Below are 16,422 nucleotides of genomic sequence, written 5' to 3' on the forward strand. Positions count from 1 at the left end.
ATTAACCTCCTAATTACCATCAATATACAGTTAAAGAAAATATTAATCAATGGTTTTTTATATTATGAAAAACTTTTTCAAAAAATATTGAAAACGCTTCTTTGAAACATAAAAAATAAGAGAGATAGAAATTATATTTTTAAAATATAATTTCTATCTCTCTGTTTCTACAGTAATGCATCTGCTTATACGTCGCTTTTAAAACTTACTTTGCGCTCATATTATTTAAAATATATCGCCCAAAGTTCCTGCCATTATAGCTTTAATCGAATGTAATCTATTTTCTGCTTGTTCGAATACAACAGAATGTTTACCTTTAAAAACTGCATCTGTTATTTCCATTTCTGTTAATCCATGCGTTTTATAAATTTGTTGTCCTACTTCTGTGTGTACATCATGAAATGCTGGCAAACAATGCATCACAATAACATTTGGATTCATAGTATTGACGAGCATGGCTTCATTAATCTGGTATGGAAGTAAATCATTAATACGTTGCGTTTGAACAGATTCATCTTCTCCCATTGAAAACCATACATCAGTATATATCGCATCCGTTTTATAAACAGCTTGTTGGATATTATCTGTAATTAAGATTTGACTACCTGATTGTAATGCGTAAGTTTCAGCAAGTTTTTGTATATCTTGATGTGGAAATAATGATTCAGGTGCTGCAATATGAATATTTACACCTAATATTGCTCCAGTAACTAACAAATCATGCGCGACGTTGTTTCTTGCATCACCTACATAAGTCAAAGTCTTGCCTTGTAATGTACCTAAACTTTCTTTTAAAGTATAAAAATCTGCAACCATTTGCGTTGGATGCCACTCATTCGTTAAACCATTCCACACTGGCACATTTGCATGTTGTGCTATGTTTTCTACATCACTTTGATGGTGTCCTCTAAATTCAATACCATCATACATACTTCCTAATACTTTTGCAGTATCTTCGGTAGATTCTTTAACGCCTAAATGAATATCACCTTGGCCAAAATGTTCTGGGAAAGCACCTAAATCATTTGCTGCCACACTAAACGCTGCGCGTGTTCTTGTAGATGGCTTTTCAAATAATAAAGCAATATTTTTCCCTTTAAGATATGGATGTGGGATACCTCGTTTTTTCTTCTCTTTAAGTTCTCCAGTAAAATCGATTAAAGTTACGAGCTCATCTAAAGAAAAGTCACATGTTTTCAAAAAACTTTTTCCTTTAAATGATTGTAGTTTTTTTAAATTTGTTGTGTACGCCCCAATGTCATCACTCCAATGTTTTTATAAGGTTAATATACATATTAAACCTAAATAAACTATAAATCAAGAATAAATATACTTTTTATTGCATATTATTTAAAAATGAAGTTAGCTTTTTCTTTTAAAAATATAAATAACCTCCCAAATGGTACATACCATTCTACACTGAAGTCCTATTTTATAACGTTTGAGGGATAAAAATTTTTAAGCATAAACACTGAGGCAGTTATTTTTTAGGTTATGATTTAATGCGCTTATTTTTAAAATTTTATAGTATATTGCATACATAATAGTTAATCCATGGAGGTGAACATCTATGTTAGATTTACTATTGTCTACTTTTAAACAAATTGCTGCTCAATTCGTTTCAGGCGGTTTTCAAGAAAAATAACTACATTTTTAACCACTCTGTCTCAAAAATTTGCGTAATCATATCTTAAAGTAAATACAAAAAACAGGAACACGATATCCAATTTCATCAAATTGATATTGTGTTCCCGCTTTATATACCTTATTTAAAAATAAATAATCCAGTACCGTCTCACTTCAATTACATATTTTTTGAATGCTAAAGCCTATCGCTTTAATTGGTTTATTTTTAATTATGCAAAACATCGGCCTTAGTGCGTGCACGTTCTTCTGGTGTTTTTAAGAAACGTGTCATAATGGCGCTGGCAACATATAATCCAAATATCAAGTACATCATGCCTTGAACACCAATACTACTATAAAATAATGCTACTAAACCTGGACCAGCAAAAACGCAAAGACCTGCGCCTAAATTTAAAATTGCCATAGCTGGCCCTTTATCACCATCATGTACAAGTGACGGAACAAGTGCAGAAATAGGAACAAACCCTGCTAAACACACACCCCATAAAAAGCCTACTGTACCAACAATAAAGACGTTGCCTGTAAATAATTCAGGTACAAAGTAAAGACCTAATGTAAATACTGCACACCCAATACCACCGATATAAGAAATTGTATTTTTCCAACCTATTTTATCGCTTAAAGCGCCAAATATGAGGTTAAATATGATATTAGCTATAAAAATTGTTCCCCAAATATTTAACCAAGTTGTTGTTGCAATGCCTTTAGACGCTAAATAAATTGGTAAGAATAATGGGAAGGCATATTGTGCTGCTTGGTTAATTACTCTGACAACGCATGCCACTGCAACACGTGGTTCTCTTTTTAATATTGTGATACCTGCCAAAATCTCACTGATATGTTCTTTAAACCCGTGCCCTTTTTCTTCAACTATGAACTGATCTCTATTGACAAATACAGCTAAAAACGTACCTAATAGCACCCAAACAATCGCAGTCCACAATGTAAAGAAATGACCGAATAATTGAATCGCTAACGAAGAATAGAATGATCCTAAGACGCTTAATCCCCCTGTAAATACAAACCAGAACCAACCTACAGCTGCACCTAATCTTTTTTGTGGAGAGCGGTAAGCCACCCACACTAAAAAGGAATAAGCAAATAGCGGGTAGCCAAAACCTCTTATAGCGTAAGATGGGATCATGATGTTGTAATCCATTGTCGGAATGGCAAATCCAACAAATATCACATGTCCAATAATATATAATCCCGTACCTAACAACATTACTTTTCTCGGGCCGATAATTTCAACCAACACACCTGATAACCAAGAACCAATCGCTATCGTCACACCATAACATGTAGTCAAAATCGCTGTCTGTTGTACAGATAATCCATTTTCATGTAAATATGGACTAATCCAAGCTAATTCTAACCCATCGCCCATCATAAAAATCAATACACCAATATACCCCCATAACAAAGTTGGTGGCATACCTATTTTAGTCAGTTTATCACTCATTTCACACACCCCTTATATAAAACATCCAATCATTTATATATATTGGATTATCTAAAATTAAAATACTTGGAAACGCTTTCAAATATTATCATTATATTATTACATTTTTTCTATTAATGCAAATTTATTTTCGTTTGTTTTCGTTTATGAATAAATGATTTTCGAATTACGAAAATATCGTTTTATGTCATAGATTAAATACAAAGATACCAATATCTATGCTATCTAAATTGAAATATAAATAATATATTTTTTATAAACAATTGAAAATTCTATTGAAAACGGTTACAATGTATATTATTTAGTCATCATATGACTAGATGATTATTGATTATATGAATAAGGGAGTTTTATATAAAATGATGTTATTAGTCGCTTTCAGTGCAGTAATTGTACCTTTTATATTTCTAGTACTTTTACGCATGTCTGCTTTAAAAGGAATGATTATTAGTGCTGTCGTAGTTACTGTTTTAGGGATATTTGTATGGGGGATGCAAGGTAATGTTGTAATAGCTTCTATACTTCAAGGTACACACAAAACCTTAACTATTCTTTATATTTTATTTGGCGCGCTTGTTTTGCTCAATACATTGCGTCAAACAGGTGCAGTCAATCGCATAAATGCAGGTTTTAAAAAAATCTCTCCAGATATGCGTGTACAAGTTATCATCGTTGCCTTCTTATTTGGTTCACTTATTGAAGGTGCATCAGGATTTGGAACACCTGCTATGGTAACAGCACCATTACTGGTCGCTTTAGGTTTTAGACCTATAGTTGCTGTCGCTACTGCTTTAATCGCTGATAGTATTGCTGTTTCTTTCGGAGCTGTAGGGACGCCAGTTATTGTAGGATTAAGTACTTTAAAAGAAGCAAATCAAGCTTTTTTCCATTCTACTGCTGAACAAATCACGATACTAGACTTACTAAGTGGTATCTTTATACCTATTATCGTTATTGCTACAATGGTTATTTTCTTTGGTAAAAATAAAAAATTAAAATCTATCATTGAAATGCTACCATGGTTAGCATTAATTGGTATTGTATACGCTGTTTCTGCATTTATATATGCACATATCTTTGGTGCAGAGTTTGTAGCTATATTAGGCTCGTTAACAGGACTTGTTATAGCGGTATTAACAGCAAGTAAAGGTTGGCTATTGCCTAAAACAATTTGGAGAGACGCTGCGGATGAAACTTACGAAGCTGATGTGAATGAACACTCTATGAGTTTGTTAACAGCTTGGGCGCCATACGTAATGGTTGTTATTTTACTTCTATTAACAAGAACCATACCAAGTATTGAATATGTCACAACGCATTTTCTTGATTTTTCTTGGAATAATATTTTAAATTTCTCAGAAATATCATCTGAATGGCAGTTCCTTTATTCACCAGGTACGATTCTAATTTTATCTGCACTTTTTGCAATTTTAGTTCAAAGAAAATCCTTTAAAAATATGGCCAATGCAAGTAAAGAATCATTAGCTACCATTAAAATCACAGGTATCACGCTCGTCGCTACGCTTGCGATGGTACATGTTTTTATCAATTCTGGTATTAATATCAATGATTTGAATAGTATGCCAGAATATATTGCCCAAAATATGGCTGCCACTTTAGGGCCAATTTGGTTATTTGTAGCTCCATTCTTAGGTGCACTAGGTTCATTCATTACTGGTAGTGCAACTGTTTCAACGTTGACTTTTTCACCTATCCAGATGAATATAGCAAATTCCATTGGCGCTGACCCATTTATTGTCTTAGCAGCACAGATTATTGGCGCTGCTGCTGGAAATATGATTTGTGTGCATAACGTAGTCGCTGTTTGTGCCGTTGTAAATATGCCAGGCAAGGAAGGCAGCGTTATTAGAAAAACATTAGGTCCTGCGTTAATTTACTGTATATTAGCCGGTATAAGCGCTTATTTGATTGCTCTACTCTTCACGTAATATAAAGACAGCGCAACGTCTAGAATATAAATTCCAAAATTCAGCCCCCAAAAGATTTCTTTTTGGGGGCTGTTTCATATAAATGCTTCGTGTTGTTTTGCTTCATTGATACGAACATATTTTGAGTTTGTAGTCTCAAGACGTTAGCTATTCATGCAAGCTTGTCGCAAGCAATATTATGTTTACATATAATTGCCATAGATTTCTACTATAAATCCAACATTTTTATAGGCAATTTCACAAATATAGATTTAAATTTAGTCTATTTTTGTTTTTAATGTGGTGTTGCTTTTTACATTAAAAAGCAATCATCACTTTAGAAGATAATCGTGAATTGGCTGCTACTTCAAACGCTTCTTTATATGCTTCAATATGATAGGTTTGAGTCACCACATTTCCAATTTTTTCATTTTTTTCTAATACTTTTAATGCGTCTTCTATTTCACTATTAAATCTATAACAGCCACGATATGTAGCTTGTTTAATATTAATAGGGCTTAAGTTAATCGGTGCTGCTTTATCTTGTAAATTACCAACTTGTATAATAACGCCACCAATATTTACGGCTTTAAATGCTGTTGATATAGCTGGTGTTGCACCCGAACATTCTAATATGACATCATATTGGTCTTCAGGTACATCATTTTCCTTAATATTTAGTGTTTTGATATCTCCCATATCTTTTGCACGTGATAATGGTTCTTCTAACATATCTGTAATCGTAACACTTTTAGCACCTAATGTATAAGCAGCACCTGCAGCAAGTAAACCAATCGGCCCTGCGCCAGAAACCAGTACAGATTTATCTTTTACTCCGCCTGCTAAATTAATAGCGTGCATACCTACACTAAGTGGTTCAGCCAATGCTCCTAGCTTTAACGATACCTTATCAGGCAAAGCTAATATTTGAGATTTATCGACCAACATTTTTTCAACCATTGCACCTTGTTGGTGAGGTAAATATCTGGCAGATCCTAAATAAGCACCATTTGGCCAAACTTCAGGGTTATTTGGTAATCTTTCAATTTTTTCACCATAAGTAGCTGGGTGCACTGTAACCTTAGTGCCTTTTGGTAAAGTTTCACCTTGATATTCCATATCTTCAAGTAATATGCCACTGAGCTCATGACCAGGTGTTAATGGTTCACGTATCACTGCTGGCCCACTAGCACCTTCTGCTAAATAATGTAAATCAGATCCACAAATACCCACGTACTTCACTTCAATCAATACTTTAGTATCATCTTCATGACTATTTAAAGTCTCAACATCTCTCAATTCGATATCTTCTTTTCCATTAATAAATACCGCTTTCATACTCACCTTACTCCTTTCAACTTTATAACATTATATTTAAAAGTAATACAAATACTAATCCACAAACTGAAATGGCCGTTTCTAATACAGACCAAGTTAAAAATGTCTCTTTCACAGTTAAACCGAAATATTCTTTGAAAATCCAAAATCCTGTGTCATTAACATGTGAAAAAATGATACTACCTGCCCCGATTGCAAGTGTGACCAATGCTAAATTCGCATCTGTTGCTTGTAGTAATGGTAATACAATACCCGTCGTAGATATTGCTGCAACTGTAGCTGATCCTTGTGCAATACGTAACAATGAAGAAACAATCCACGCTAATAATATGGGAGACATACTAGAACCGACAAACATATGTTCAATTGTCTTACCTACACCGCCATCTATTAAAACTTCTTTAAATGAGCCGCCTGCGCCTAAAATCAGTATCATCATACCTATCGGGATAATTGCAGAAGACGCACTATCCATCACTTGATTCATCGTTCTTCTTCTACGTACTCCCATTGAATAAATAGCAAATAATAATGAAATTAACATTGCTACAGGAGCGTTACCTATAAAATAAACAACACTTTCAAATTGATTTGTAGCACCATCTTGATGTCCTGTTATCATTTGAACAATAGTTGCAAACAACATCAAAATGACCGGTAATAATGCTGTAAACACACTAATACCAAAGCCTGGTTTTTCTTTTTCATTTATTGGAATTTCAGAAATAATATTGGACATATCTACTTCTTTTTTAAAAGCACTTGGCGATAATTTAGGTAACATATGTATCAATAAACCTCCTACAATGACAACTGTAGGGATAGCAATGATAATACCATATAATAATACTTCACCTAAATTAGCATTCAATTCTTTAGCAATAACAACTGGACCTGGATGTGGCGGTAAAAAACCGTGCGTGACAGATAAAGCAATCGCCATTGGAATACCAATTTTCATATGAGAAACACCCAATCGCTTAGCTATCGTAAACGCCAATGGAATTAATAATACAAGTCCTACTTCAAAGAACAGCGCAATACCTATAATAAATGAAGCTAAAATCATAGCCCATTTGATGTATTTTTCACCAAACTTATCAATAAGCGTGTCAGCAATACGATTCGCGCCCCCGCCATCTGCAATAAGTTTTCCCAAAATAGCACCTAGACCAAATATAATAGCAACACTACCTAAAGTGTTTCCCATCCCTTTTTCAACGGTTTCTATAATTTTGTCTAATGGCATACCTAAAATAACACCGGTGAAAATAGATGTAACAATTAATGCAATAAATGCATTTATCTTAAATTTAATAATTAAAATCAAAAGTACAATAACACCTAAAACAACGCCTATAAGTGGCCAAAATTCCCCAAACACCGAAACACTCCCCTCGTTTATTTATGATTAATATATTATGATGGCATAAATTATTTGATGTTTATTCCACATTATGAAATGGTATATCATATAAAGGAATCAACTAACATTATAAAGGGATTATGAAAACGTTGTCAATTCAATATTGAAAACGTTGTTATTTTAAGGAGGTAAATTATGTCAAATGTGCAATCACTTGATCGTGCTTTAAATCTATTAGAATTGATTTCAAAATATAGCCCAGTATCATTAAACCAACTCGTATCATTAAGCGGCCTATCTAAAACAACGATACACCGTTTAGTGCAAGCTTTAATTGAGAACAATTATGTAAAAAAAGATAACTTAACACATCAATATGAACTGACCTTTAAATTATTCCAATTAGGATATGCTAGCATACAAAATATTGATCACTTAAATATTGCTAAAAGTTTAATAAGTAAGCTTGCTATAGACGTTAAAGAAACGTGCCATTTAGTATTAGAAGATAAAAATGAAGTTTTATATATTGAGAAATTTATACCTGATGGGGCACAACAAACAATGTCTTCTAAGATAGGGTTGCGTTCGCCTATGTATTGTACAGCTGTTGGAAAAGCCATTTTATCTACTTATAGTGACGAAGCGATTCACAAGGTGTGGGATGCAACACAAATTAAAGCACATACCGAAAATACGATTACTAATGTAGAGGATTTAATGAGCGAAATAAAAATGATTCGCCAACAAGGTTACGCGGAAGATAAAGAAGAAAATGAAACAGGGATTTTTTGTATTGGTACATATTTTGTAAACTTTAGAAATGAAGTTCAAGGTGCTATCAGTTTATCTTTTCCTACTGCTCAAATTTATAAAAAAGATTTTCTTATATCACAATTAAAAGCCACTGCTCAATCCATTTCAAAGCATTTAGGATTTATTGTAACTTAAAGGGCATTATTTCAAATAAACTTCTTATTATTATCATATTGATTATTATTTTGATAAAGTACAAGTAAATTATTTCTTATATTGATATGTAAACATGAGGATTGGGTGGGATTCGTTTATGAAAATTGAAAGCATTAAATTATTCACTTCAGAATTAGCAGAGACATTCCAATTTTATGAAGAAACTTTAGAATGTCCCGTTCGTATGATTAATGAGGAGACTTTTGTGGTTGAAATTGGGGAGACACATTTGTATTTCCAACAATCTGACGAAGACGTCCAACCCTTCTACCACTTTGCAATTGATATTCCTTACAACCATTTTTATGATATGAAACAACATTACCAAAATATTTTATTCTTGTTGATGGAAGATGGTGCACATGCCACTTATTTTGAGTCTTTCATTGCACATTCGTTTTATTTTCACGATCCATCGGGCAATGTTGTTGAACTGATAGCAAGAATCTCTAATATTACAGATGAGCCTGAATTCTCAAGGATTAGTGAGATTGGATTCGTTTGTAATGAAGCAAATGAAGTGTTCGAAGCATTATCAAAGTATTATTTAAATACATATGAAAATCAGCCATTTATAGCAGAAGATTTGAATTTCATTGGAGACACCCGTGATGATAGCTTTATTTTACTTACTCCAGAAAATAATAAATGGTTATTTTCCGAAAAAATGTCTGAATCCTATCCAATTACGATACAAACGTCAGAGTTTGAATTATCAATGGATCAACAAGATCAATGGCATTTAATTACTTTATAAAACAGCCAAAACAAGTGGGAGAAAGATATCAAAAATCTTAAATTGATATTTTTCTCCCACTTTTTAATGATTATATGTTTAAAAAAGCTGATATAACAGTACACATTAACTGGGTCTGTCTACGTAAGACAAGCCCAATGTCAATCATATAGCTACTGTTTCATTTCTCAACTTCTTAAGCAATCTATTCTTTAACTTGCGACTTGTCACTGACAAATTTCTTTAAAGTTTTATTTAAACCATCTCTTGCTTCTTGGTCATAATTATAACTACCATCATCATTTTGCGTGATATGCTTATCTAATATAAATCTGCCTTTATGAATCGTATCCGCACCTAGTTCTTTAATAACCGGATCAAGACTGTATTGAATTGCTAATACATGCGCAAACGTACCGCCTAAAGCTAATGGCAACACTGTTTTACCAGTAAACGCGCCACGTGGTAATAAATCTAAATATGTTTTGACTATGCCAGAATAAGCTGCTTTAAATACTGGTGATACAATAATGATGCCATCAGCATCTTCAATTATTTTATGTGTCTGATTAATTGATTCATCGGAAAAATCTGCAGTAATTAACGCTTCTGCGTCTAACTGATGGACATGAATAATATCTGTATCAATACCTTCATCATCCAAATACTTTTCTGCGTAATCTATGACACCTGTAAGTCGTGATTTTACTTTATTGCCTCCAGCAATAATTGCTACTTTTGCCAATATGATATTCCCCTTTCTAAATACATTTTTCATATAAATAGCTGACAGCTCAATTTATAATCATTATAAAATAACATTTAAATTCAAAAGCTTTATCCATATCACTATTCCAAGCATGTTTCATGCTTCAGTCAATATATGAAAAACCAAATCGTCGAAACATAATTCCGCTTCTTATAGCGTATCATCAAAAATGGTTTTAATCATAGTAAATGACTCTAATTTTCAATTTATAATCTATTTTGCCTATTGTAGTTAAACTATTCACATTATAAATCACCATGATAACTATTACGATGTTATTCCCATGGAAATAATCGCACCGCTATTCTAATCTACACAATCCATTCATTACTATTGCAAAAACGCTGTATACAAGCAATGCGACTATATTTTATTCTCTTTTCAATACAAATAAATTTATTATATTCTTTTTTAAAAAACCGTTTTACTTTAAAAAACATTTTTTATAGATGTATACTTTATTTAGTAATGCAAAGGAGTGATATGTAATGTGTACATTTTCAGAAAAAGAAAAAGTACAAATTTTATCAGATATTGTAGCAATGAATACGGTAAATGATAATGAAATCGAGGTTTGTAACTATCTTCAAAAATTATTTTCAGAGTATGGTATTGAATCGACTATAGATAAAGTAGATGAGCGACGTGCTAACCTTATTGCTGAAATAGGCGAAGGTAACCCAGTAATTGGTATATCCGGTCACATGGACGTGGTTTCTGAAGGTAACCGTTCTCAATGGACATACGATCCATTCACACTTACTGAAGATAATGGCTTTTTATATGGCAGAGGCGCAGCTGATATGAAATCTGGACTCGCTGCGTTAGCCATTGCACTAATTGATATGAAACAATCTGGGTCACTTAAGCAGGGTCGCATTAAGTTTTTAGCGACAACTGGTGAAGAAATGGAACAACTTGGCTCTCAAAGTTTATATGAAAAAGGTTATATGGATGATGTTGAGGCGTTAATCATTGCTGAACCTTGCCAAGATATGATGGTATACGCCCACAAAGGTTCTATGGATTATCGCATCACTTCATATGGTAAATCAGCCCACAGCTCTATGCCTATTTTAGGGACAAACGCGATTAAACCATTAATTGAATTTATTCAAGATATTGATGATGCTTACGCTAGAATCTCAAAGGAAGTCCAAGGTAAAGCGTTAAATTTCACACAATTCATAGAAAGAATAAAACCTTCATTACCTGCCACAATGGCGCTTGAAGAAGTTGAATCGGCGCTCCAAGGTTTAGTCATTAGTAACACATTAATCAATGGCGGTGTTCAAGTCAACTCTGTACCAGAAGAAGCAGATGCAGATTTTAATATTCGTACAATCCCTGAATATGATAATGAACAAGTCAAAGCATTGTTTTCAAATACAATAGAGAAATATAATAATAAGGGTGCACATTTAGCAAGCAACTTATACTTAGATTTAGACCCAGTCCTCACCACAGGCGACAATAGTTTAATTAATACGGCACAAACTATAGCTAAAACTGCCTTTGATAAAGATTTCATTGCTTCCCCTATTGGTGGCGTGACTGATGCATCAAACTTGCTCAAAGGTAAAGGTGAATCTTTCCCATTCTTAGTATTTGGTCCTGGTGTTAAACCACACCAAATTGATGAATGTGTAGAAAAAGAAAAATATTTAAAATTTATTGATTTTTATATTGAGCTTTTAACAAATTATGCTCATAATCATTAATCTTTAATAAAATATACACATTATAAAAAGGAAGCGAGATAGAAATCTATTTTTAATAGGTTTTGTTGTCCCGCTTCCTTTTTATATTGTCTTACATATAAATTATTTATTTTGTATTGTTGTGCCAACATTATGGCCATTTTGTAACTTTTGAATGATATGTGACTCACTCCCAGCAGCGATGACAACTTTTTGACATCCCATTTCAATTGCTTGAATCGCATCTTGTACTTTGGGAATCATGCCTCCGTATATTAATTTTTGTTCAATATATGCTTCAATGCTTTCCGCGTTTAGAGAAGCTTGGACTTTTTCATTAATTAAAACGCCTGGAATATCGCTCAATAAATAAATAGGTGCATTTAACGCTTGCGCAAGTTTATATGCAAGTGTATCAGCATTAATATTATATATTTGGCCTGTTTGTTTAAGCACGCCTATAGAAGCAATGACTGGAACAAAAGAATCAGTTAATGACTCTATAACAGAAACATCTATATTAGCAGGTTCACCAACAAAACCATATTGGGGATCTAATGGCACAATATCGAATAATTGAGCATCCATACCATTTATGCCAATGCTTTTAATATCAAATCGATTAATTTTATTAACTAAACTCGGGTTGACTTGGCCTATTAAAGTTTGACTTGTTACTGAAAGTACGTCCTCAGTAGTCACTCTTAAACCATCTTTAAATTCCGATGTTACGCCTTGTAATTTTAATGACTGGTTGATGAAAGGCCCACCACCATGAACAATTAATGGCTTATAACCTTGTTTTTTTAATTGAACAATATCCTCAATTGTAGATTCATGTAAATTTGTTAGAGTGCTGCCACCTATTTTTATAATAATATAACTCATTTGATACACCCCTTACGTTCTGTACGATGCATTGATACGTACATATTCATATGATAAATCGCAACCATAAGCTGCTGCTTCACCATCGCCATCTCCAACAGAAACTTCTATGACAATATTATCTTCTGTTAAACGCGCTTTTAACAACTGCTCATCGAATGGTAAATGCATACCATGCTCTAACACTGGTAATTGACATAAAGAAACATTTGTCTCGCTTGGTTCTACATGTTTGGAAGCATATCCTATAGCCGTGACAATTCTACCAAAGTTTGCATCTTCTCCATGAATTGCTGTTTTCACTAAATTAGAAGATACAATACTTTTAGCAATCTTTTTCACCTCTTTATCATGATATGCGCCTATGACTTTAGCTGTTACCAATTTCGTAGCCCCTTCGCCGTCTTTGGCAATCGATTTGGCAAGATATTGACTTACAAAATTGAAGGCATATATAAATTTATGCCATTCAGGATGATTTTCATCTAATGACTGATGATCAACTTGGCCGTTCGCCATGCAAAGTACCATATCATTAGTGCTTGTATCTCCATCAACTGTAATCATATTAAACGATTGATCTGTTGCTTGTTTTAAACAGTTATCTAAAGTACGTGCGTCGACGTTCGCATCTGTGGTGATAAAACCAAGCATTGTTGCCATATTAGGATGCACCATACCTGAACCTTTTGCAGTTCCGCCTATCGTGACCGTCTTACCATCAATTTCAACTTGTACTGATAAGTGTTTGGTTGTTGTATCAGTCGTTAAAATAGATTGGTTGAAAAATTGGCTCTGATTATATTTTTCGTTTAAAATATGCTGAGTTCCGTATTGAATTTTTTCCATAGGTAAAAACGAGCCAATAACGCCTGTAGAGGCAACACCAATTTTATATGGTTCTATATTTAATTGTTCAGCTGCCCATGCTTGAGTATCTTTCGCATCTTGCAAACCTCTTGCTCCAGTACATGAATTTGCATTAGCTGAGTTAACCACAATCGCTTGTAATGATTGATTCATATATATGGTTTCTTCAGTCACTATAAGTGGTGCCGCTTTAAAACGGTTAAGTGTATAAACACCTGCAGCCGAAGCTTCTGTCGTAGAATAAATCCATCCAAAATCTCTTTTCTTTCTTCTTAACCCTACGTGAAGCCCACCAGCAATAAATCCTAATGGCGTGCCTACATCCCCTTGTAAATCTATATTAAGTTGATTAAGCATATCTATCGTTTCAATCTCTTTCATCTCATCTCTCCTTTCATTTTATTAAGGATAAACTGGGAGTTGGTTCAAACCAGTTGTTTCATCCAATCCATAAAGTAGATTTAAATTCTGAATTGCTTGACCGCTTGCGCCTTTAACTAAATTATCAATAACGGAAACAATAATAGCCATTTGATTTATTTCATCTACATATATGCCAATATCGCAGAAATTACTACCATAAACTTCTTTTGTCTTAGGATATATGCCTATATCCCTAACCCTCACAAATGGTTTGTCATCATAATATTGTTTATAAATAGCTTGTAGTTCCTCTGTCGTTGTGTACTCATTTAACTTTACATAAATCGTTGAGAGAATACCACGCGTCATCGGCACAAGATGTGGTGTGAATGTAACATTGATATCTTTCCCTGATAACGTTGAGATATATTGTTCAATTTCAGGTTTATGTTTATGTTTTCCTATAGCATATGCGCTGAAATTTTCATTCATCTCAGCATAATGTACATGTTGTGCTAATGAACGCCCTGCACCTGAAACGCCTGTTTTCGAATCAATAATAATCGACTCAGTATCAATAACTTCTTGAACAACGAGCGGATGCAAAGCTAATAAAATTGAAGTAGGGAAACAACCCGGATTAGCTATTAGCTTTGTATGTTGCCAATCCACTTCGCTCCATTCTGCAATACTATAACTGGCTGCATCTAGTTGCTGTTGCGGAGCGGCTTCCTCTCCGTAAAATGTTTTATACATATGTCGATTTGATAGCCTAAAATCTCCCGATAAATCAATCACTTTAACACCTTTATCCACTAAATCTGGTGCTAAATGTTTACTTACATTGGATGGTGTAGCAAAAAACACAACATCACAAGACACACCCTTTTCATCTAATGCAGTATAATTTAATATTAAATGACTTAAATGAGGGAACGTCTCACTTATCGGTTCATCGTTTTTAGAATGTGAAAATACATATTTAATCGTTACATTTGGATGATGCTGTAATAATCGAATCAGTTCAACCGCACCATAACCGCTTCCTCCAACTATCCCAATTTCTATCATTTCACTCTTCCTTTCTGAAAATTCGGAATTTTTAAGATGTTATTTTATTCTTTTCAAGTACTTCACTAATTACTTCAATCACTTTATTGATTTCCGCTTCATTAATTACTAAAGGCGGTGCAATTCTAATAATATTGCCTTGTGTTTCTTTGCATAGCACACCTTTTTCAATCATTTCTAAACAATAGGGTTGTGCTTGTTCTGTCAATTCAATACCAATAAACAATCCTCTCCCCCTGACATCATAAATAATTGGGCTATCGATAAGCTGTAATTGATTAAGCAATAATTGCCCTAATTTAGCTGAACGTTCAATTAAATTTTCATCAATCAACACATCTAATGCAGCCATCGAAACAGCGCATGCAAGTGGGTTTCCCCCAAATGTAGAACCGTGTGTGCCTGGCGTTAATACGTTCATAACAGCTTCATTTGCTAGTATTGCTGAAATAGGATAAAGTCCGCCACCCAATGATTTACCTAATAAATAAATATCTGGTTCTACGCCTTCCCATTCCATAGCAAACATTTTGCCAGTTCTGCCCAGGCCAACCTGAATTTCATCTGCAACTAATAAAATATTATGTTGATCACATAAATTACGGACTTCCTGTATAAAATAGTCTGGTGGTATATTGACGCCACCCTCACCTTGTATGGGTTCTAAAATAATAGCGGAGGTATGATCATTAATCAATGTTTTTAAATATTCAATATCTCCAAAGTCTATATAATTCACATTACCTAATAATGGGCCAAATCCATCTTTATAACTATCTTGTGCAGACAGAGATAAAGCACCTAATGTACGACCATGAAAGTTACCATTCATAGCAATGATTTCACTTTCATTTTCTTTAATACCTTTAACATCCGAACCCCATTTACGCGCGATCTTAATTGCTGTTTCAACTGCTTCAGTACCAGTGTTCATAGGTAACACTTTGTCTTTATTAGCTAACTTACAAATTTTTTCTTCCCATTGACCTAAGTTGTCACTATATAATGCACGAGACACCATTGTAATCTGTTCACTTTGCGCTTGGAAAGCTTCAATAATTTTAGGATGACAATGTCCTTGATTAACCACTGAAAATCCAGCTATGCAATCAATATAACGCTTGCCTTCCACATCCCAAACTTGAGCGCCTTTACCTTTAGCTAATGCTAATTTCAAAGGGCTATAGTTATTCGAACTGTAATGGTCTGTTAAATCAAATAGATTATTCACTAAATCCACCAACCTCTTATTATTATTCTTATTTTTGAATTAATATTCATAAATAATACACTTTTATATGTAATAAGTCAA

The 16,422-nt window shown here is 33.6% G+C and carries 13 protein-coding genes; 4 read left to right on the forward strand and 9 right to left on the reverse strand.

Going from position 1 to position 16,422, the window contains the following annotated elements; translation table 11 throughout:
• Positions 1 to 225: 225 nt before the first annotated feature.
• Positions 226 to 1,257, reverse strand: coding sequence for an ornithine carbamoyltransferase (gene argF, locus IEU88_RS02355; RefSeq protein WP_170006894.1), 1,032 nt, complete (start codon positions 1,255 to 1,257; stop codon positions 226 to 228).
• A 595-nt stretch (positions 1,258 to 1,852) separates the two neighbouring features.
• Positions 1,853 to 3,109 (reverse strand): MFS transporter, encoded by a 1,257-nt coding sequence (locus IEU88_RS02360; protein ID WP_096808290.1) that lies wholly within the window; start codon positions 3,107 to 3,109, stop codon positions 1,853 to 1,855.
• 359 nt (positions 3,110 to 3,468) lie between these two features.
• Between IEU88_RS02360 and IEU88_RS02365 the strand changes: the two genes are divergently transcribed.
• Positions 3,469 to 5,058 (forward strand): L-lactate permease, encoded by a 1,590-nt coding sequence (locus tag IEU88_RS02365; RefSeq protein WP_103373165.1) that lies wholly within the window; start codon positions 3,469 to 3,471, stop codon positions 5,056 to 5,058.
• A gap of 297 nt (positions 5,059 to 5,355) precedes the next feature.
• Here the strand turns inward: IEU88_RS02365 and IEU88_RS02370 are convergent, their stop codons facing one another.
• Positions 5,356 to 6,375, reverse strand: a complete 1,020-nt coding sequence (locus tag IEU88_RS02370; RefSeq protein WP_103373164.1) for a zinc-binding dehydrogenase — start codon at positions 6,373 to 6,375, stop codon at positions 5,356 to 5,358.
• Positions 6,376 to 6,397: 22 nt separating this feature from the next.
• Positions 6,398 to 7,759: a gluconate:H+ symporter gene (locus tag IEU88_RS02375; protein WP_103373163.1), complete on the reverse strand. Its 1,362-nt coding sequence runs from the start codon at positions 7,757 to 7,759 to the stop codon at positions 6,398 to 6,400.
• A gap of 177 nt (positions 7,760 to 7,936) precedes the next feature.
• Here IEU88_RS02375 and IEU88_RS02380 point away from each other — a divergent pair, with 177 nt between their 5' ends.
• Both IEU88_RS02380 and IEU88_RS02385 read left to right on the forward strand, forming a co-directional pair.
• Positions 7,937 to 8,692 carry an IclR family transcriptional regulator gene (locus IEU88_RS02380; protein WP_174221764.1) on the forward strand — a complete coding sequence of 252 codons (756 nt, stop codon included), beginning with the start codon at positions 7,937 to 7,939 and terminating at the stop codon, positions 8,690 to 8,692.
• Between the two features lie 118 nt (positions 8,693 to 8,810).
• The gene (locus tag IEU88_RS02385) at positions 8,811 to 9,470 is read left to right on the forward strand and encodes a toxoflavin lyase-like VOC family protein (RefSeq protein WP_096808285.1); all 660 of its coding nucleotides are present in this window, start codon (positions 8,811 to 8,813) and stop codon (positions 9,468 to 9,470) included.
• Positions 9,471 to 9,654: 184 nt separating this feature from the next.
• Here IEU88_RS02385 and ssuE read toward each other — a convergent pair whose 3' ends face one another.
• The gene (gene ssuE / locus IEU88_RS02390; protein ID WP_096808284.1) at positions 9,655 to 10,194 is read right to left on the reverse strand and encodes an NADPH-dependent FMN reductase; all 540 of its coding nucleotides are present in this window, start codon (positions 10,192 to 10,194) and stop codon (positions 9,655 to 9,657) included.
• 512 nt (positions 10,195 to 10,706) lie between these two features.
• Here ssuE and IEU88_RS02395 point away from each other — a divergent pair.
• Complete coding sequence (locus tag IEU88_RS02395; RefSeq protein WP_096808283.1) at positions 10,707 to 11,939, forward strand: ArgE/DapE family deacylase; 1,233 nt, start codon at positions 10,707 to 10,709, stop codon at positions 11,937 to 11,939.
• Between the two features lie 102 nt (positions 11,940 to 12,041).
• Here IEU88_RS02395 and argB read toward each other — a convergent pair whose 3' ends face one another.
• The 4 genes from argB to rocD are packed head-to-tail and all read right to left on the reverse strand — an operon-like array spanning position 12,042 to position 16,341.
• The gene (gene argB / locus IEU88_RS02400; protein ID WP_103373162.1) at positions 12,042 to 12,806 is read right to left on the reverse strand and encodes an acetylglutamate kinase; all 765 of its coding nucleotides are present in this window, start codon (positions 12,804 to 12,806) and stop codon (positions 12,042 to 12,044) included.
• A gap of 12 nt (positions 12,807 to 12,818) precedes the next feature.
• Positions 12,819 to 14,057, reverse strand: a complete 1,239-nt coding sequence (gene argJ / locus IEU88_RS02405; RefSeq protein WP_103373161.1) for a bifunctional glutamate N-acetyltransferase/amino-acid acetyltransferase ArgJ — start codon at positions 14,055 to 14,057, stop codon at positions 12,819 to 12,821.
• A 21-nt stretch (positions 14,058 to 14,078) separates the two neighbouring features.
• Positions 14,079 to 15,110, reverse strand: coding sequence for an N-acetyl-gamma-glutamyl-phosphate reductase (gene argC / locus IEU88_RS02410; protein WP_096808280.1), 1,032 nt, complete (start codon positions 15,108 to 15,110; stop codon positions 14,079 to 14,081).
• Between the two features lie 31 nt (positions 15,111 to 15,141).
• The gene (gene rocD, locus IEU88_RS02415) at positions 15,142 to 16,341 is read right to left on the reverse strand and encodes an ornithine--oxo-acid transaminase (RefSeq protein ID WP_103373166.1); all 1,200 of its coding nucleotides are present in this window, start codon (positions 16,339 to 16,341) and stop codon (positions 15,142 to 15,144) included.
• Positions 16,342 to 16,422 lie beyond the last annotated feature (81 nt).

This window comes from Staphylococcus nepalensis, assembly GCF_014635045.1.
Classification (GTDB): Bacteria; Bacillota; Bacilli; order Staphylococcales; family Staphylococcaceae; genus Staphylococcus; species Staphylococcus nepalensis.

Excerpts from the sequence above, each read along its gene's own strand:
- IEU88_RS02360 (WP_096808290.1), bottom strand. The coding sequence starts at position 3,109 with ATGAGTGATAAACTGACTAAAATAGGTATGCCACCAACTTTGTTATGG.
- IEU88_RS02365 (WP_103373165.1), top strand. The coding sequence starts at position 3,469 with ATGATGTTATTAGTCGCTTTCAGTGCAGTAATTGTACCTTTTATATTT.
- IEU88_RS02370 (WP_103373164.1), bottom strand. The coding sequence starts at position 6,375 with ATGAAAGCGGTATTTATTAATGGAAAAGAAGATATCGAATTGAGAGAT.
- IEU88_RS02380 (WP_174221764.1), top strand. The coding sequence starts at position 7,937 with ATGTCAAATGTGCAATCACTTGATCGTGCTTTAAATCTATTAGAATTG.
- IEU88_RS02385 (WP_096808285.1), top strand. The coding sequence starts at position 8,811 with ATGAAAATTGAAAGCATTAAATTATTCACTTCAGAATTAGCAGAGACA.
- IEU88_RS02395 (WP_096808283.1), top strand. The coding sequence starts at position 10,707 with ATGTGTACATTTTCAGAAAAAGAAAAAGTACAAATTTTATCAGATATT.
- argB (WP_103373162.1), bottom strand. The coding sequence starts at position 12,806 with ATGAGTTATATTATTATAAAAATAGGTGGCAGCACTCTAACAAATTTA.
- argJ (WP_103373161.1), bottom strand. The coding sequence starts at position 14,057 with ATGAAAGAGATTGAAACGATAGATATGCTTAATCAACTTAATATAGAT.
- argC (WP_096808280.1), bottom strand. The coding sequence starts at position 15,110 with ATGATAGAAATTGGGATAGTTGGAGGAAGCGGTTATGGTGCGGTTGAA.